This window comes from Arthrobacter sp. NQ7 (assembly GCF_029581595.2).
Classification (GTDB): domain Bacteria; phylum Actinomycetota; class Actinomycetes; order Actinomycetales; family Micrococcaceae; genus Arthrobacter; species Arthrobacter phenanthrenivorans_B.
Genome location: NZ_JARFXU020000003.1, coordinates 47,988 through 66,366, shown reverse-complemented (window position 1 = coordinate 66,366; position 18,379 = coordinate 47,988). Strand labels below are relative to the sequence as shown.

Annotated in this window: 15 protein-coding genes; 11 read left to right on the top strand and 4 right to left on the bottom strand. The window is 66.9% G+C overall.

The annotated features are described in order from the left end of the window. Positions 1 to 60: 60 nt before the first annotated feature. The 6 genes from mihF to PUN71_RS05070 all read left to right on the top strand — a co-directional run bounded on the left by mihF (position 61) and on the right by PUN71_RS05070 (position 6,144). Positions 61 to 378 carry an integration host factor, actinobacterial type gene (gene mihF / locus PUN71_RS05095; RefSeq protein WP_205622282.1) on the top strand — a complete coding sequence of 106 codons (318 nt, stop codon included), beginning with the start codon at positions 61 to 63 and terminating at the stop codon, positions 376 to 378. A 45-nt stretch (positions 379 to 423) separates the two neighbouring features. After that, positions 424 to 1,017 (top strand): guanylate kinase, encoded by a 594-nt coding sequence (gmk, locus tag PUN71_RS05090; protein ID WP_043454382.1) that lies wholly within the window; start codon positions 424 to 426, stop codon positions 1,015 to 1,017. Positions 1,018 to 1,032: 15 nt separating this feature from the next. Then, positions 1,033 to 1,293, top strand: a complete 261-nt coding sequence (rpoZ, locus tag PUN71_RS05085; protein ID WP_026264487.1) for a DNA-directed RNA polymerase subunit omega — start codon at positions 1,033 to 1,035, stop codon at positions 1,291 to 1,293. 39 nt (positions 1,294 to 1,332) lie between these two features. Next, positions 1,333 to 2,568: a bifunctional phosphopantothenoylcysteine decarboxylase/phosphopantothenate--cysteine ligase CoaBC gene (gene coaBC, locus PUN71_RS05080; protein ID WP_277797562.1), complete on the top strand. Its 1,236-nt coding sequence runs from the start codon at positions 1,333 to 1,335 to the stop codon at positions 2,566 to 2,568. 115 nt (positions 2,569 to 2,683) lie between these two features. After that, on the top strand, positions 2,684 to 3,919 hold the full coding sequence (gene metK, locus PUN71_RS05075) for a methionine adenosyltransferase (protein WP_277797561.1): 1,236 nt from the start codon (positions 2,684 to 2,686) through the stop codon (positions 3,917 to 3,919). A gap of 89 nt (positions 3,920 to 4,008) precedes the next feature. Then, a complete protein-coding gene (locus PUN71_RS05070) occupies positions 4,009 to 6,144 on the top strand; it encodes a primosomal protein N' (RefSeq protein WP_277797560.1) in 2,136 nt (711 codons plus the stop codon). 25 nt (positions 6,145 to 6,169) lie between these two features. On the opposite strand, the gene PUN71_RS05065 is transcribed toward PUN71_RS05070, so the two are convergent. From PUN71_RS05065 to PUN71_RS05050, 4 genes are read right to left on the bottom strand one after another with little or no spacing between them, the layout of a single operon-like run. After that, entirely contained in the window at positions 6,170 to 7,246 is a 1,077-nt protein-coding gene (locus PUN71_RS05065) for a glycosyltransferase family 4 protein (protein ID WP_277797559.1), read from the bottom strand. After that, positions 7,243 to 8,172: an alpha/beta fold hydrolase gene (locus PUN71_RS05060; protein WP_043454368.1), complete on the bottom strand. Its 930-nt coding sequence runs from the start codon at positions 8,170 to 8,172 to the stop codon at positions 7,243 to 7,245. The genes PUN71_RS05065 and PUN71_RS05060 overlap by 4 nt, the downstream gene beginning before the upstream one ends. An 8-nt stretch (positions 8,173 to 8,180) precedes the next feature. Further along, complete coding sequence (locus tag PUN71_RS05055) at positions 8,181 to 9,050, bottom strand: aldo/keto reductase (RefSeq protein WP_043454364.1); 870 nt, start codon at positions 9,048 to 9,050, stop codon at positions 8,181 to 8,183. A 19-nt stretch (positions 9,051 to 9,069) separates the two neighbouring features. Beyond that, the gene (locus PUN71_RS05050) at positions 9,070 to 10,035 is read right to left on the bottom strand and encodes a sugar-binding transcriptional regulator (protein WP_043454361.1); all 966 of its coding nucleotides are present in this window, start codon (positions 10,033 to 10,035) and stop codon (positions 9,070 to 9,072) included. Positions 10,036 to 10,161: 126 nt separating this feature from the next. Between PUN71_RS05050 and PUN71_RS05045 the strand changes: the two genes are divergently transcribed. The 5 genes from PUN71_RS05045 to PUN71_RS05025 all read left to right on the top strand — a co-directional run bounded on the left by PUN71_RS05045 (position 10,162) and on the right by PUN71_RS05025 (position 18,346). Beyond that, positions 10,162 to 11,985, top strand: coding sequence for a glycerol-3-phosphate dehydrogenase/oxidase (locus tag PUN71_RS05045; protein ID WP_502860049.1), 1,824 nt, complete (start codon positions 10,162 to 10,164; stop codon positions 11,983 to 11,985). Positions 11,986 to 12,078: 93 nt separating this feature from the next. Next, complete coding sequence (locus tag PUN71_RS05040) at positions 12,079 to 12,828, top strand: MIP/aquaporin family protein (RefSeq protein ID WP_277797557.1); 750 nt, start codon at positions 12,079 to 12,081, stop codon at positions 12,826 to 12,828. 39 nt (positions 12,829 to 12,867) lie between these two features. After that, positions 12,868 to 14,382, top strand: coding sequence for a glycerol kinase GlpK (glpK, locus tag PUN71_RS05035; RefSeq protein WP_043454353.1), 1,515 nt, complete (start codon positions 12,868 to 12,870; stop codon positions 14,380 to 14,382). Between the two features lie 356 nt (positions 14,383 to 14,738). Then, positions 14,739 to 17,264, top strand: a complete 2,526-nt coding sequence (gene leuS, locus PUN71_RS05030) for a leucine--tRNA ligase (RefSeq protein ID WP_277797556.1) — start codon at positions 14,739 to 14,741, stop codon at positions 17,262 to 17,264. 86 nt (positions 17,265 to 17,350) lie between these two features. Then, complete coding sequence (locus tag PUN71_RS05025) at positions 17,351 to 18,346, top strand: DegV family protein (protein WP_277797555.1); 996 nt, start codon at positions 17,351 to 17,353, stop codon at positions 18,344 to 18,346. Positions 18,347 to 18,379 lie beyond the last annotated feature (33 nt).

Below are 18,379 nucleotides of genomic sequence, written 5' to 3'. Positions count from 1 at the left end.
AGGACAGGTCCAAGGGCGGCCGCCCTTGGATGAATTCCGCCGACTTCGGGGGTGTCCGTGATGGTCCTGCGACCCTTATCCGCATCCGAAAGGGCCGACGCCCTGGGCAAGGCGGCAGCAGCCAGGGCCACGCGGGCCGCCGCCAAGGAAAGCCTTCGGAACGGCGACAGATCCGCGGCGGACATCATCAGCTCCGCGCTTGAGGACGACGCCCTGGCCCGCATGAAGGTTTCGGAACTGCTCGAAGCCCTTCCCGGCATCGGGAAAGTACGGGCTGCGGCCATCATGCAGCAACTGGGCATCGCCGCGTCCCGCCGGGTCCGCGGCCTCGGCGTTCACCAGCGCCGGGCGCTGGTAAATTTTATAGACGAGCATTGAGGCAAGCTGATCCTGCCTTCCCCCCGACCGCTGCAAAAGGAATACGTGAGCAAGAAACCTGGACTGACAGTCCTCGCAGGTCCGACGGCTGTTGGCAAAGGCACCGTGTCCACCTACATCCGGGACAACTACCCCGAGGTTTGGCTGTCCGTTTCAGCCACCACCCGGGCGCCCCGGCCCGGAGAGGTGGACGGTGTCCACTACTTCTTCAAAACCAAGGAGGAGTTCGAACAGCTCATCGCCGATGGTGAACTCCTGGAATGGGCCGTCGTCCACGGTCAGAACACTTACGGAACCCTGAAGAGCACCGTGAACCAGGCCATTTCGGAGGGCCGCTCCGTGCTGCTGGAAATCGACCTGCAGGGTGCGCGCCAGGTCAAGGCCGCCGTTCCGGACGCCCAGTTCGTCTTCCTGGCCCCGCCCACCTGGGACGAAATGGTCCGGCGCCTGGTGGGCCGCGGCACCGAAACGCCCGAGGAACAGCAGCGGCGCCTGGAAACCGCTAAACTGGAACTTGCTGCTGAACCGGAGTTCGACCACACCGTCATCAATGACGACGTCCGCCGGGCAGCGGACGAGCTTGTTTCACTCATGGGGCTGACACCGCATCCACACCTGCCGGAACCGTCAGCCCGCTAGGAATTTGGAGAATTCGTGTCCACGAACCTTGAAGGCATCATCAACCCGCCGATCGACGACCTGCTGAAGGTTGCTGATTCCAAGTACGGCCTGGTGATCTTCGGTGCCAAGCGCGCTCGTCAGATCAACGCTTACTACGCCCAGCTGCACGAGGGCCTGTTCGAATACGTCGGACCCCTCGTTGACACCAAGCTGAACGAGAAGTCGCTGTCCATCGCCCTGCGCGAGATCAACGAAGGCAAGCTGGTTTCCACGCCGATCGAAGCCGCAGAGTAATCCTGCCGCTGGAACTGACTTGCTGTTGACGGAGGTCACGTGCGCATAGTCCTCGGAGTCGGGGGAGGGATTGCCGCCTACAAGGTGGCATCACTCCTCCGGCTTTTTACTGAAGCCGGCCATGACGTCACGGTGATCCCCACCGAGGCGTCCACCCGCTTTATCGGCACCGCCACGTGGGAGGCGCTGTCCGGCAATCCCGTCAGCAACAGCGTTTTCGACGACGTGCACCTGGTCAACCACGTCCGCCTGGGCCACGAGGCAGACCTGGTGGTGGTTGCACCCGCCACGGCCGGCCTCCTGGCCAAAGCCGCCACCGGGCAGGCGGGGGACCTGCTCACCAACACCCTGCTGATGGCGCATGGCCCGGTACTGTTCGCTCCTGCGATGCACACCGAGATGTGGCAGCATGCCGCCACGCGGGCCAACGTGGAAACCCTCCGCAGCCGGGGCGCCGCAGTCCTGGAACCAGCATCGGGGCGGCTGACGGGCGCGGACTCCGGTCCGGGCAGGCTTCCCGAACCCCAGGTGATCTTCGACGCAGCCATGGCCCTGGTCCACGGGCAGTCCGACTACCAGCTGCCGCTGGCCGGGCGTACGGTGACCATCAGCGCAGGCGGAACGCGCGAACCACTGGACCCGGTCCGCTTCCTCGGCAACCGGTCCTCCGGCAAGCAGGGCGTAGCGCTGGCCGTCGCTGCCCGGAATGCAGGCGCCACGGTGCGCTTGCTGGCCGCTCACATGGATGTTCCGCCGCCGGCCGGCGTCGAGGTTGTCCGTGTGGAAACTGCCCTCCAGCTCCGGGAAGCGGCGCTGGACGCGGCCGCCCGGTCCGACGTCGTCATCATGTCGGCTGCCGTGGCCGATTTCCGCCCGGCAGAGGTTTCGGACACCAAGATCAAGAAGCGGGATGACGCCGCGGATCCGGTCATCACCCTGGTTCGAAACCCCGACATCCTGCACGAACTCGTTGAGCAGCGCAACGCAGGGGCTGCCCCCGCCGGGCAGCTCATTGTGGGCTTCGCAGCTGAGACGGGCGACAGCCAGGGCGACGTCCGCTCCTACGCCGAAGCGAAGCTGCAGCGGAAAGGCTGCGACCTGCTGGTGGTGAACCACGTGGGGACGGACAAGGTCTTCGGGCAGGATGCCAATTCGGTGGTCATCCTCTCGCGCTCCGGCTCCGAACCACAGGAGGCCGCGGGAACCAAGACCGAGGTTTCGGAAGCCATCATCAGCCGCATCAGCTTTGAACTGAACCACGTTTCCTTCAACTGAAACGGGGCCAGCCAGCTGACCCGTTCCGCCCCCGCCTGGCGTGTTTCCGGCCACCTTTGCTTAGCACGGGGACATCTCCGGACGGGGGACCAACACCAACCAGTAAGGTAGTTGAGTGACTTTACCGCTGCACCTTCCCCACACCCATGGGGCCACGCCCTCCGCACTCCGGCTTTTCACGTCCGAGTCGGTCACCGAAGGCCATCCGGACAAGATCTGCGACCAGATCAGTGACGCCATCCTGGACGCACTGCTCGCCGCGGACCCCGAATCCCGCGTGGCGGTCGAGACCATGGCCACCACCGGCCTGGTGCACGTGGCCGGCGAAGTCACCACCGACGCCTACGTCGAAATCCCGCAGATCGTCCGCGAGACCATCCTGGGCATCGGATACGACTCCTCAGCCAACGGCTTCGACGGTGCCCGTTGCGGTGTGTCCGTGTCGATCGGCCAGCAGTCAAACGACATCGCCGGCGGCGTCTTCAACTCCCTCGAGGCGCGCGAAGGCCGCCAGGAGGATGACTACGACCTCCAGGGCGCGGGCGACCAGGGACTCATGTTCGGTTACGCCAGCGATGAAACGCCGTCCTTCATGCCGACCCCCATCTGGCTGGCCCACCGGCTCTCCGAACGGCTCACGGAAGTACGCAAGACCGGCCAGCTGCCCTACCTGCGGCCCGACGGCAAGACCCAGGTGACTGTCGGCTACGACAAAGACGTCCCCGTCTCGGTCGAGACCGTGGTGATTTCCAGCCAGCACGCAGAAGGAGCGAGCCTGGATCAACTGCGCGCCGACCTCGCCAAGGTCGTGATTGAGCCCGTCCTGGCCGGAGCCAACCTGGACATCTCGCGCGCCGCGCACATCCTCAACCCCGCCGGCGAGTTCGTCATAGGCGGACCCGTCGGTGACGCCGGCCTCACCGGCCGCAAGATCATCGTCGACACCTACGGCGGGATGGCCCGCCACGGCGGTGGCGCATTCTCCGGCAAGGATCCGTCCAAGGTGGACCGCTCGGCTGCCTACGCCATGCGGTGGGTCGCCAAGAACGTGGTGGCTGCAGGTCTGGCAAAGCGTGCCGAGATCCAGATCGCCTATGCCATCGGCCAGGCCCGGCCGGTGGGGACCTATGTCGAGACGTTCGGCACCGAGACCGTCGATCCTGCCCGGATCAGCCAGGCCATCGCGGAAATCTTCGACCTCCGGCCCCGCGCCATCATTGACGCCCTGGACCTGAAGCGTCCCATCTACGCCAAGACCGCCGCCCACGGGCACTTCGGCCGTGACGAGCCGGACTTCACCTGGGAGCGCCTGGACCGGGTGGACGAGCTGAAGGCCTTCTTCAACGCCTGACCCGTTACGTACAAAGCACGGGGCACCAATGTCAGTGCCCCGTGCTTTGCTGTTCCCGTCCACCCGGCAGCTGAACGGAGGAAACCCTCATGGCCGCTGACAGTTCCGTCCAGCCGTCACTGCTGCAGGGTTTTCCGGCGCGGCAAGTGCCCGGCGGCCTTGCATTGGCGGACCACCGTCCAGTGGCCCGCGTCCTCATTGAATCCCCGCTGCCGCACCTGGACCGCCCGTTCGACTATGCGGTCCCGGCTGAGCTCGACGCTGCCGCGCAGCCGGGAGTACGGGTCAAGGTCAAATTCAACGGCCAGGACCTTAATGGATTCCTCCTGGAGCGGGTGGCAGAGTCCGACGCCGGACACATCCTGGTGCCGCTGGCCAAGGTCGTGTCCAACGTTCCTGTCCTTACCCCCGCCATCCGCGACCTTGCCTCCGCCGTCGCTGCCCGGTACGCCGGCACCGTCAGCGATGTCCTCCGCCTTGCGGTGCCGCCCCGCGTGGCCAGGCTCGAAAAGGACTATCCCGCCTCACTGGACAGCGCATCCGGGAGCCAAAGGGACGGCGTACAGGACGAACCCGGGGCGGAGGGTGGACCGGACGCTTCGGTTGCTCCCGTGCCGGCAGCCCCTTCCTACCCGGCCTGGGCCACATACCGCACCGGCGGGGCGTTCCTCCGGCACCTGGCGGCGGGCGGATCCCCGCGGGCCGTCGTCAACCCACTGCAGGGATACGGTCCCGGCGGATGGCCGCACCTGCTTGCCCAGGCTGCGGCCGCCGCCTACGCCGCCGGCCGCGGCGCCCTGGTGGTGGTACCGGATTACCGGGACCTGGACCGCCTCCAGGACGCACTGGGAACCCTCGTACCGGAGGACGCCATCGCCCGGCTAACCGCCGACGACGGGCCCACACCCCGGTACCGGAATTTCCTGCGCCTGCTGGCCGGCAAAGCCAAAATTGCCATCGGCACGCGCTCGGCCGCCTTCGCTCCGGTGCAGGACCTGGGCCTGGTTGCCTGCTGGGACGACGGCGACGACCTCCACATCGAGCAACGGGCGCCTTACGCGCACGCGCGCGAGGTCCTGCTCCTGCGGGCCGGGCAGGAAGGCACGGCCTGCCTCCTCGCGGGGCACGCCCACAGCACCGAAGTCCAGCGGCTGGTCGAGGCCGGCTGGGCTGTCCCCATCGACGCCGAGCGCGCCGTCCTCCGCCGGACCGTCCCCCGTGTGGTCAACACTGCCGACAGCTTCGAGCAGGAACGCGATCCGCTGGCCACCATCGCCCGGCTGCCACATGCCGCCTGGCAGGCCGCCAAGGAAGGGCTGGAGCGCGGCCCTGTCCTGGTCCAGGTGGCGCGGGCCGGCTACGCGCCGTCGCTAGTGTGTGAAACGTGCCGTGAACCCGCCCGCTGCGGGCATTGCCAGGGCCCCCTCGCACTGGCAGGGACGTCCGCGCTGCCCCAGTGCCGCTGGTGTTCCACCCCTGCCCCGGACTGGAAGTGCTCCTCCTGCGGAGGCCGGCGGCTTCGAAAAGGGGCTACCGGGGTCCTGCGAACAGCTGAGGAATTGGGCCGGGCGTTTCCGGGCACAACAGTCATCACCTCATCGGGGGACCAGGTCAAAGCCACCGTGGGAGCGGCCAAAGCCTTGGTGGTGGCAACTGTGGGTGCCGAGCCTGTGGCGGCCGGCGGATACGCGGCCGCCCTGCTGTTGGACGGGGACTCCCTGCTGCGCCGGGAGACCCTGCGCGCAGGCGAGGACACCGTACGCCGCTGGTTCAATGCCGCATCCCTTGTCCGTCCCGCCACGGACAGCGGGCTGGTGGTGGTGACAGCGACTGATACCGCTGCCACCGGGGCGCTGCTCCGCTGGGATCCGGCCGGCTACGCCCGGCGTGAACTGCAGCTCCGGACGGAACTCCAGCTTCCCCCGGCAGTGCGGATTGCGTCCGTCACCGGGCCCCGCACCGCCGTCGAGCACTTCACCGGGGCCGTCGAGGCTGACCTCGCCGGGTCAGGCATCACTTTGCGAACGGCGGGCCCGGCACCGCTGGTGCTCAGCGCAGCCCCGTCCGGCCGGCGCCCGGCGGAGGACGTCCGGACGCTGCTGTTCTTTCCGTACGGCCAGGCCGCCGCCGTCGTCCGGGTCCTCCGGGCCACGCGCGCCGCCGTTGCCGCCAAGCGGACCACGGACCCGGTCCAGTTGCGCCTCGACGGCGTGGACGTCCTCTAACGCCGGACGGTGGCGAAGGCTTTTCCTAGCGGCGCCTTTTCGCTACCACTTCGTGGGCCGCGTCCACCAGCTGGCGCGCCGACTCGTCCCAGCTGAACTCCCCGGCCCGGGAGATTGAGCGCCGGGACATGTCTTGCCAGTGGTCGTCGTCCCCCAGCTGTCCTATCGCGTCCGCAAACTGTTCCGGCGACTCCGGGTCCACGTAGATGGCGGCATCGGCGCCGACCTCCCGGAAGATTGGGATATCGCTGGCAACCACCGGGGTACCGAGAGCCATGGCCTCCACCAGGGGCAGGCCGTATCCCTCCGCCCGGGACAGGCTGACCAGGGCTGTTGCCTTCCGCAGTAGCCCGTCATACTCGTCATCGGTGACGCCGTTGTGGAACACCACGTCGGCGCCGGCAGGGACAATGCGTTCCAGTTCAGCCCGCCGCTGCGGCGTGATCCGGCTGAGCAGATGAAGGGTGTAGCCGGGCAGCCCGGCCATGCCCTTCACCATGGTTTCCACGTTTTTGTACGGCATGAACGAACCCATGTAAATGATGGTCTTCTCCGCTCCGTCAGCCGGATTGCGGGGTTCCTGCGCCGGCTGGGGAGCGTTGGCGATGATGCGGACAGGGCGGCGGGTCAACCGGTATTTGGCCATCAACGCCTCGGTGGTCCTGCTGATCGTGGCTACGGTGTCGGCCCGGTTGAGCAGCAGCCGCTGGGGCCAGAACGCTTTGTGGTACAGGCGCCAGAGGAGCCGGACGGGGGCCGGCAGGAAGCCCGGGGGAGCGGGGTGCTCGTAGTAGATGAGGTCATGCAGGGTCAGGATCAACCCGTACTTCCGCCCCCACGTACCCATGGTCTGCATCGGGCAGACCACCACGTCCGCCCCGATGGCATTTACCTTCCGCGCCACGAACAGTTCCAGCGGCGAGAGCGGGCTGCCGATGAGTGTGTACGGCACGTCCGGCAGCAGCGCGAGTTGGCGGACATCGGAGACCAGCATGGAGACGTCCGCGATCTTCGCCGTGGCGGCGATCAGGCTGGCCCCGTAGCGGCTGATGCCGTCGTGGTGGTCGGTGCGGGTGAAACGCGCATCAATGACAATCTTCACGCGGGATGGTCCTTCAGGAAGCTGCGGATGTACTGGGCTGCCGGCTCCGGCGTTTCGTAGTGGATCAGGTGTCCGACGCCGGGAATCACCTTGAGTTCACCGTCCGGGAGCCGTTCCAGGAGGCGGTGCTGGCTGGGAAGGGTGGCGATCTCATCTTTCTCGCCGGCGATCAGCAGCACGGGGAGGTCCAGCTGCCCCGCCACTTCCGCCACATGGTGGCTGACAGAGGCCGTGAACGACTCAAGCAGGCTGTCCCGGTCAGCAAAGGAACTGAAGTAGGCGTGGTGCTGGCCATGGATGAAGGCCCGCAGCCCGCGGTCCCTGGTCTTGGCCATGGTTTCGCTCATGATCCGCACGATCAGCGGATTGCGCAGCAGCGCCAGACCGGGCCGGCGGGGGAGCCGGGCCGCCAGCCGGTAGTAGAGCACGGCGAGGCGCGTCATCACACCTTTCGGGCCCTCCAGCGCCGGCGCTGCGATGGGGTTGATCAGGATCAAGGGGTTCACCGCGCCGGGATGGCCGGCCACGAAGTGGGCCGCCACGATGGATCCAAAGGAATGTCCCAGCAGCACGGTGTCCGGCCCCAGGCCCTGCGCGGCCATGAATGCGGCGATGAATTGGCCGTAGCGCTCCACCGAATGTGTGCCGGTGGGGAAGGCGTCCGAGCCGCCAAACCCGGGCAGGTCCGGCATGATGATGCGCATGTCCGGGAGCTGGTCGGCCACCCGCAGGAGCCCGTGGTGGTCGCCGCGGAAGCCGTGGACCACCAGGATGGTCCGGGTCTCCGCCGTGGCTTCCGCTGGCTCGTAGGTCCAAAAGGCAACGGTGCCGCCGTCGAACGTCAGGGTGGAAGCGGACGTGCGGGCGGAAAGCCCGGCGCTCAGGTAGGCGGGCGCAGGGGAAGACCCGGCTTTCACTGTGAACATCCCCGGGCCTAGTTGACGTTGTCCGGGTGCGACCCGGTCCGCTGGCCGCGGTCCAGGGCATTGATGGCGGCCATGTCGCGGTCGGACAGCGTGAATCCGAAGACATCGAGGTTCTCCCGGATCCGGGCCTCCGAGCTGGCTTTGGGGATGGCGATGTTTCCCAGCTGCATGTGCCAGCGGAGGATCACCTGCGCGGGGGTCCGGCGGTGCTCCGAAGCGCACGCCTGGATCACAGGATCGGCAAGTACCTGGCCGCGGCCCAGCGGGCTCCACGCCTCGGTGTGGATGCCCAGCTCTGCGTGTTTGGCGCGCAGTTCCTCCTGCTGCAGCCAGGGGTGGAGTTCAATCTGGTTGACGGCCGGGACCACTTCGGCGGTTTGCAGCAGGCGGTCAAGGTGCGCCGGCTGGAAGTTGCTGACGCCAATGGCACGGACCCTTCCTTCGCGGTAGAGGGTCTCCAGCGCGCGGTAGGTGTCCGGGAACAGCCCGCGGCGCGGGCAGGGCCAATGGATCAGGTACATGTCCACATAGTCCAGGCCCAGGTTGACCATGGAATCATCAAAGGCGCGCAGCGCCGCGTCGTACCCGTGGTGGTCGTTCCACACCTTCGTGGTGATGAACACGTCTTCCCTGGTGAGGGCGGGAGACAGCTCCCCGGATCCACCGCTGCCGGTCCCGTCGCCCAGCTGGGAGCTGATGCCGCGGGCCACGCCAACTTCATTTCCGTACATTGCTGCCGTGTCGAAGTGGCGGTACCCGGCGGCGAGCGCAGTGGCCACGAGCCCCTCCGCGTCTGTGGCCGGCACCTTGTACAGCCCAAAGCCGAGCTGGTCTATCAGCACGCCGTTGTTCAGGCTGAGCCGGGGTGAGGTTCTCATGGCAACGACTCTACCCACTTCAGCTGGTCAGTCCCTCGTAATCGACAAGGCGGCGTGCGGTGGCTTCGTCCAGGATGAGGTCTGTGGCGAGCCGGGCTGCCAGGGCTCCGCGGAGGCCGTTGATCTTGGAAACGCCCGAAACCACGCAGATCCTGCGGCGGACCTGGCGCAGCTGGGCAAGTGACGGGCCGGTGGACCTTTCGTTCAGGACGATCCCGTCCGAGGATCCGTCGGCGCGGAAGAATACCGTGGCGACGTCGCCCACCACGTCCGAGTTGGCCAGCGCGTTCAGGTCTTCCTCATCCAGGTATCCGCCCGCGTAGACGTGGCTGGGATAGTCGGCGTGGACGGAGCCGACGCCGAAGATGGCGATGCTCATCTTGGCCTGGAGCTCCAGGACACGCTGCACGCTGCGCTCGTTCCACATGGCTGTCTTGGTGGCGGCATGGTCGAAGAAGGCCGGGACCGGGAACTGCTCCACCCTTGCCCCGTAGGCACTGCCGAACCGGCGCATGATGTCACTGGCGTAGGTGATGCCGGTGGTGTGCATGTTCCCGGCTCCGTTCAGCTGGACGATGACGCTGTCGTGCGTGATCTTCCTGGTGAGGTGCCTGCTGACCGCGCTGAGCGTCGATCCCCATGCGACGCCGATGATGGCGTTGGAGTCCACCAGCGGCCCGATGGTCCGTGCCGCCTGCATGGCCACCCGGTCCAGGGTCTCCGCCTCGTTAAGCGTCCCAAGGATGGGGACAACGTGGACATCCAGGTTGTAGCGGCGGCGGATCATCCCCTCCAGTTCGGGCCCGGTGTCCAGCGGATTCCGGATCTGGATCTGCACCAGGCCGGACTCCCTGGCGGAGGACAAAAGGCGCGAAACCGTGGACCGGGAGGTGCGCAATTCCCGGGCTATCGCATCCATGGTGAGGTCCTGCAGATAGTACATTTGTGCAGCTCGGAGGGCGTCTGTGTCCCGTGAAAGTGCCATCTCACTTCCCTTCTGCACGTTTGTGCATAGTGCTTGACTCCATTTTCCATTTCTCCAAACAATAGAGCAGAACGGCGGCGCCACACAGCGTGTGTCCGCATCAAACAAAGCCCCAAGGGAGTCGTTTTGGGACCCAAGGATTCAACTGTTAACCCGTCTGCCCCTGTGCCCGGGCCGAGTGCCGAACGCGCCTCGGTCCACAGCCTGCGGCGCCGTCCGCACGCCAAGGTGCTGGTGGTTGGCGGTGGCATCAACGGAGTAGGCACCTTCCGTGACCTGGCACTGCAGGGCGTCGATGTCGCGCTTGTGGAACGCGGGGATTACTGCCAGGGCGCCAGCGGTGCGTCGTCGCACATGATCCACGGTGGCATCCGGTACCTGGAGAACGGCGAATTCCGCCTGGTCCGTGAGTCGGTGGTGGAGCGGAACCGCCTGCTGAAGATCGCCCCGCACTATGTGAAGCCGCTGCAGACCACCATCCCGATTTTCAGCACTTTCTCCGGCGTCCTGTCCGCGCCCCTGCGGTTCCTCACCCACAAGCAGCAGGGCAAGCCCAAGGAACGCGGTGCCTTCCTGATCAAGGCCGGCCTGAGCCTCTACGATTCGTTTTCCAGGGACGGCGGAACCGTGCCGCGGCACCAGTTCCGCACCCACAAGGCTGCGCTCCAGGAACTGCCCGACCTGCGGCCGGACGTGAAATACACGGCCACCTACTTCGACGCCTCCGTCCACAACCCGGAGCGCCTCACCCTTGACGTGCTCCAGGACGGCGAAAAGGCCGGCCGCGCCGGCAACGCGACGGGCACCAGCGCACAGGGTGACACCGCCCGGGCCAGCAACTACCTGTCGCTGCAGTCCATGTCGCCGGCCCCCAACCCGGGAACCGGCCGTGGAAGCACCGTCCGTCTCCGGGACGAGCTCACCGGCGCGGAATTCGACTTCACCGCGGACATCATCGTCAACACCACCGGCGCGTGGGTGGACCTCACCAACCAGGCGATGGGCGCGGCCTCCTCCTTCATGGGCGGGACCAAGGGCTCCCACATCGTGCTCGACCACCCGGGCCTCCTCGCTGCCTGCCGCGGCCGGGAAATCTTCTTTGAACACACCGATGGCCGGATTGTCCTCATCTACCCCATGGGCGACCGGGTTCTGGTGGGCACCACGGATGTGGACGCGGACATGGCGGAGGATGCCGTCTGCACCGACGAAGAAATCCAGTACTTCTTCGACCTGATCGGACACGTCTTCCCCTCCATCGATGTGTCACCAGACGACATCGTCTACACGTTCTCCGGGGTACGACCGCTGCCCAGCCATGACGCCACGCAGCCGGGCTTCGTCTCCCGCGACTACCGGATCGAACGCCGCACGTCCGGCACGAACGGAAGCGGCGCCGTCGTCCTCAGCCTGGTGGGCGGCAAATGGACCACGTTCCGCGCCCTGGCTGAGCACCTGACCAACGACGTCCTCGCCGAACTCGGCGTCCAGCGCAAGGTTTCCACGGCGCAGCTTCCCATCGGCGGCGGCGCAGGCTTCCCGGCCGATGAAGCGGGTGTCCAGAAATGGATCAAGGCACACATGGGTGCCGGCCGCGACGCAGACCGCACCGCGGGGCTGCTGACCCGTTACGGGACCCGCGCCGAAGACGTCATCGCCTTCCTTGATGCCGAACCCGACCAGGCCCTGCGCTCCACCCGCGAACTCAGCGTCCGTGAACTGGAATTCATGGCGGCCAACGAGCAGGTGGGCCACCTGGTCGACGTCTTCATCAGGCGCACTTCCCTGGCCTTCCGGGGACTCGTCACCGGGGAGCTCCTCAACGAAGTGGCCGAGGTCCTCTCCGTCCCGCTCAAGTGGGACGCAGCGGCCCGCGCCGCGGAGATCAAGCACGCCCAGGACGTGCTGCAGCGTTTCCACCGCGTGGAAACGCACAGCCTGGTTTCCTAAGGAGCCAGGCCGCCGGCCGGGGCGCGCAGGCGTCCCGGCCCCAAACGGCCCTTCACCCGCGGAGGACCGACAACTAAAAAGAAGGAGTCAAAGATGTCTCTAGGAATAGTCTTCCTCTCCGAAGTCTTTGGCACGGGCATGCTGACCCTGTTGGGTTGCGGCGTCGTTGCCAACGTGGCTTTGCGGGGGACGAAAGGCAACAACGGCGGTTTCCTGATGGTCACCTGGGGGTGGGGAATCGCCGTCTTCGCGGGTGTCTTCGTCGCCGCCAAGTCGGGCGCACACCTGAACCCCGCGGTCACGCTCGGCCTGCTGCTCAACGGCAAGGCCGAATACGCCCCCGGCGTCGCCGTGGACCTTGCCTCAACGCTGACCTACTTCGGCGGCGAGATCGTGGGTGCCTTTCTCGGCGCCGTGGTGTGCTGGCTGGCGTACAAGCAGCACTTCGATGACGAGCCCGAGCCCGCCGGCAAGCTCGGCGTCTTTTCCACCGGTCCCGCCATCCGGTCCACCCCCTGGAACCTGATCACCGAAATCATCGGCACCTTCGTGCTGGTGCTGGTGATCCTCACCTTCGGTGGAACCCCCTCCGGCCTTGGCCCGCTCGCCGTCGCACTGCTCGTGGTGGGCATCGGCGTTTCCCTCGGCGGCCCCACCGGCTACGCCATCAACCCCGCCCGTGACCTCGGGCCCCGCATCGCCCACGCAGTACTTCCCATCAAGGGCAAGGGGTCCAGCGACTGGGCCTACTCCTGGATTCCCGTCGCAGGGCCGCTGATCGGCGGCGCGCTCGGCGGGCTCGTTGCCCGCGTTGTCCCCATCATCGTCACGGCTGCAGCCTGACCCCAACCATCCCCATCACTCCAAGACAAGGACGTCACCATGAACCAGTACGTAATCGCCATCGACCAGGGCACCACCAGCACCCGCGCCATCATCTTCGACCACAGCGGCGCCATCGTCTCCTCGGGCCAAATGGAACACGAACAGATCTTCCCGCAGGCCGGCTGGGTGGAACACGACGCCACCGAGATCTGGAACAACACCCGTGAGGTCATCGGCTCCGCCCTATCCAAGGCGAACCTTACCCGCCACGACATCGCCGCCGTCGGCATCACCAACCAGCGTGAAACCGCCGTGGTGTGGGACAAGACCACGGGCAAGCCGGTCTACAACGCCATTGTGTGGCAGGACACCCGCACCCAGGACATTGTGGATGAACTGGGCAGGGACGGCGGCGCCGACCGCTTCAAACAGAAGGTGGGCCTGCCGCTGGCCACCTATTTCTCCGGCACCAAGATCAAGTGGATCCTGGACAACGTCGACGGCGCCCGCGAGAAGGCTGAGGCCGGGGACCTGGTCTTCGGCAACACCGACGCGTGGGTGCTGTGGAACCTGACCGGAGGCGTGGACGGCGGGGTCCACGTCACCGACGTCACCAACGCCTCGCGCACCCTGTTCATGGATCTCGAAACACTTCAGTGGGACGACGAAATCCTCGGTATCTTCGGCGTGCCCCGCAGCATGATGCCCGAGATCAAGTCCTCCTCCGAGGTGTACGGCGAAGTCCACGGCTCCCAGCTGCTCCGCGAGACGCCCGTGGCGGGCATCCTCGGTGACCAGCAGGCCGCCACCTTCGGGCAGGCCGCCTTCGAAACCGGTGAAGCCAAGAACACCTACGGCACCGGCTGCTTCCTGATCTTCAACACCGGCGAGGACATCGTCCATTCGAAGAACGGGCTGCTCACCACCGTCGGCTACAAGCTGGGCGACGCCAAGCCGCACTACGCACTGGAAGGATCCATCGCCGTCACGGGATCCCTTATTCAGTGGCTGCGCGACAACCTGGGCATGATCAGCAGCGCCCCCGAGGTGGAAACCCTCGCGGCGTCCGTCAAGGACAACGGTGGCGTCTACATCGTCCCGGCGTTCTCCGGACTCTTCGCACCCTACTGGCGATCCGACGCCCGCGGCGCAATCGTGGGCCTCACCCGGTTCGTCAACAAGAACCACATCGCCCGGGCAGCGCTGGAGGCCACCGCCTTCCAGACCCGCGAGGTGCTGGACGCCGTCAACGCGGACTCCGGCGTGCCGCTGAGCGAGCTGAAGGTCGACGGCGGCATGGTCGCCAACGACGCCCTCATGCAGTTCCAGGCGGACATCCTGGGCGTCCCGGTCATCCGCCCCAAGGTCATCGAAACCACTGCCCTGGGTGCTGCGTACGCGGCAGGCCTGGCGGTCGGGTTCTGGAAGGACCTCGGCGAGCTCTCGGCCAACTGGTCCGAGGACAAGCGCTGGGAGCCCCAGATGGACAAGGCCGAACAGGACCGCCAGATGAGGCTCTGGAAGAAGGCGGTCACGAAATCCATGGACTGGGTCGACGAGGACGTTCGCTAGATCCAACTTAGGTTGAGGAAGGCGGCCCCTGAGAGGGGCCGGTGACTCCCGCCCGCCCGCTTCGCGGTGCCCACCACACCATGGCGGGGAGCCACCGGCCCCTCTTTGCACGTGCACGCTCCCTCAGCCGCTCATTTGCGACTTACGCTGAGGGGGTGTGCATGTGCGCTAAAGTAGAACCATGCGTGCGATCCTTCTGCTTAGTTAGCCGCCGGCTCCGGATATCGGACAGCTGAGCGGCAGCCCCTCCATGGAGAGGGGCTTTTGTGTGTCCGGGGCATGGCGCCGGGCCGGCAGCAGGAGGATCAGGCCGTTATGGCAGCACAGATGCCGTAACAGAACAGAAGAGGGCAGCAGTGGGCGTTCAGCCGGAGACAGACACCGGAACAGCAGCAACAGTATCGGCGGAGCCTGAAGAGGGCACCTACAGTTTCACCGCCATGGAGGCCAAATGGCCACAGGTGTGGGAAGACCTGAAGGTCTTCACCCCGGTGGATGACGGGTCCCGGGAACGCCGCTACGTGCTGGACATGTTCCCGTACCCGTCGGGCGATCTGCACATGGGCCACGCCGAGGCGTTCGCCATGGGTGACGTGGTGGCCCGCTACCTGCGCCAGAAGGGCTATGACGTCCTGCACCCCATCGGCTGGGACTCCTTTGGCCTGCCGGCCGAAAATGCGGCCATCAAGCGCAACGCCCACCCCAGCGAGTGGACCTACGCCAACATCGAAACCCAGGCAGCCTCCTTCAAGCGGTACGCCATTTCCGCAGACTGGTCGCGCCGGCTGCACACATCCGATCCGGAGTACTACCGCTGGACGCAGTGGCTCTTCAAGCGCTTCTACGAGCGCGGCCTGGCCTACCGGAAGGACTCCCCGGTCAACTGGTGCCCCAAGGACCAGACGGTGCTGGCCAACGAACAGGTGGTCAACGGCGCCTGTGAACGCTGCGGCACCACCGTCACCAAGAAGTCGCTGAACCAGTGGTACTTCAAGATCACCGACTACGCCGACCGGCTGCTGGACGACATGGATGAGCTCCGCGGCCACTGGCCCGAGCGCGTGCTGGCCATGCAGAAGAACTGGATCGGCCGGTCCGAGGGCGCCCACGTCAACTTCGTGATCGAGGCTGACGGCGGCAAGCCCGCCAAGGATGTCACGGTCTTCACCACCCGCCCGGACACCCTGTACGGGGCCACCTTCTTCGTGGTGGCCGCTGACGCGCCGCTCGCCGTCGAACTCGTCACGGACGAGCACGCCGCTGCCCTGGACGAATACCGCGAACGGGTCAAGGCGCTGTCCGAGATTGAACGCCAGTCCACCGAGCGCGAAAAGACCGGTGTCTTCACCGGCCGCTACGCCATCAACCCGCTGAACGGGGAGAAGCTGCCCGTCTGGGCCGCCGACTACGTCCTGGCCGACTACGGCACGGGCGCCATCATGGCAGTGCCCGCCCACGACCAGCGCGACCTCGACTTTGCCCGCGCCTTCGACCTGCCCGTCCGGGCCGTCCTGGACACCGGCGAAGAGGATCCCGCCGTGTCCGGCACGGCGACGGCGGGGGAGGGCACCCTGATCAACTCCGGTGAGCTGGACGGCCTGCCCAAGGCCGAGGCCATTCCCGCCGCCATCGCCATTTTGGAGCGGCAGGGCACCGGCGAGAAGTTCGTCAATTTCCGGCTCCGCGACTGGCTGCTGAGCCGCCAGCGGTTCTGGGGCACTCCCATCCCCATCATCCACTGCCCCTCCTGCGGCGAAGTGCCCGTTCCGGACGAGCAGCTGCCGGTGACGCTGCCGTCGGACCTCCGCGGCGAGGACCTGGCTCCCAAGGGCACATCGCCGCTGGCCGCCGCCGAAGCCTGGGTCAACGTCGAGTGCCCCTCCTGCCATGGGCCGGCCAAGCGCGACACCGACACCATGGACACCTTCGTGGACTCGTCCTGGTACTTCCTGCGCTTCGTGTCGCCGCACTTCACCGAGGGTCCCTTCGATCCGGAGAAGATCAACGACTGGATGCCCGTTGGGCAGTACGTCGGCGGCGTGGAGCATGCCATCCTCCACCTGCTGTACGCCCGCTTCTTCACCAAGGTCATCCACGACCTCGGCATGATCGACGCGGACGAACCCTTCAGTGCCCTCCTCAACCAGGGGCAGGTGCTCAACGGCGGCAAGGCCATGAGCAAGTCCCTGGGCAACGGCGTGGACCTCGGCGAACAGCTCGACAAGTATGGCGTGGACGCCGTCCGCCTGACCATGGTGTTCGCTTCCCCGCCCGAGGACGACGTGGACTGGGCCGACGTGTCGCCGTCGGGATCTGCCAAGTTCCTGGCCCGCGCCTGGCGCCTCGCCCAGGACGTCACCAGCGAACCCGGTGTGGACTCCGCAGCCGGTGACCGCGCCCTGCGCTCGGTGACGCACCGCACCATCGCCGACGCCGCCGAGCTCCTGGACGCCAACAAGTTCAACGTGGTGGTGGCCAAGCTGATGGAACTGGTCAACGCCACCCGCAAGGCCATCGATTCCGGGGCCGGCGCCGCCGACCCGGCCGTCCGCGAGGCCGCCGAAGCCGTCGCCGTGATCCTCAGCCTGTTCGCACCGTACACGGCCGAGGACATGTGGAACCTGCTGGGCCACCCGGCATCCGTCGCCAACGCAGGGTGGCCGGCACACGATCCTGCCCTCCTGGTCCAGGACACGGTCACCGCCGTTGTCCAGGTACAGGGCAAGGTCCGCGACCGGCTTGAGGTGTCCCCGGACGTCTCCGAGGATCACCTGCGCGAGCTGGCCCTGGCGTCGGAAAATGTCCGGCGCGCCCTCGACGGCCGGGGCATCCGGACTGTCATCGTCCGTGCGCCTAAGCTGGTCAACATCGTTCCGGCATAATCGCTGCACCCGCAGTACCCACCGGCCGCCGGAGATTTTCCGGCGGCCGGTGGCGCCTGGGCCGGACACCCATCCAGGAGGCACCCTTGCCCGAGAGTAACGCCGCCGCCTGGCCGTGGGTCCGTGCGCGGCTGTCGGGCCTCCGCCCCACGCCCCGGCCGGGCACCCGCCGTGCGGGGGCTCCAGTGGTGCGCACCGCCGTCGTAACCGACTCGGCGGCGGCCCTCCCGGCGGAGTACCTTCGCGGGCTTCCCCGGGACGGGCTCCTGACCGTGACACCCATGCCTGTCATGGTGGGGCCGGAAATCTACGGCGAGGGCGAAGACGATATCCTGGAGACCATCGCTGTGGCCCTGGCCGCCGGGACGCCGGTCAAGACGTCCAGGCCGTCACCGGGGCAGTTCGAGCAGGCGTACCGTGCTGCCGAGCTGCGCGGATTCGACGGTATCGTTTCGGTCCATATCTCCGGTGAGCTGTCCGGGACGGCCGACGCTGCGAGACTGGCAGCGGCCAAGGTGGGCATTCCCGTCGACGTCGTAGACACCCGCACGGTCGGCATGGCCCAGGGACTGGCAGTGCAGGCGGCGGTGCAGGCAGCGGCAGCCGGTGCGGGCCGGGAAGCGGTGGCTGCAGCAGCCGTCGAACAGGCCGAACACACCAAGGTCTTCTTCTACGTCCCCAGCCTCGAACAGCTGCGGCGGGGCGGAAGAATCGGCGCTGCCGCCTCGCTGCTGGGCACCATGCTGGCCATCAAACCTATCCTGGCGGTCGACGGCGGCAGGATCGTTCCGCTGGAAAAGGTACGTTCGGCGGCCAGGGCCGTCGCGCGCCTCGAGGAAATCGTGGTGGCCCACGCGGCACCGCAGCCGGACGGGTCCGTGACCCTCGCCGTCCACCATTTCGGAAATCCGGAGGAAGCGGAGAGCCTGGCTGCCCGGCTGGAAGCTGCGCTGCCGGAATGCCCGCCCGCCCAGATCAGCTCCCTGCCGGCCGTCCTGGCAGCCCACGCCGGTCTCGGCGTCCTCGCCGTCATTGTGGGCAGGAGCCCCGCCCTCCCCGGCGGTACACGGCTTCCCACCTAAGCCGCAGGGCATCCCGGGAACATCGATTGGCCC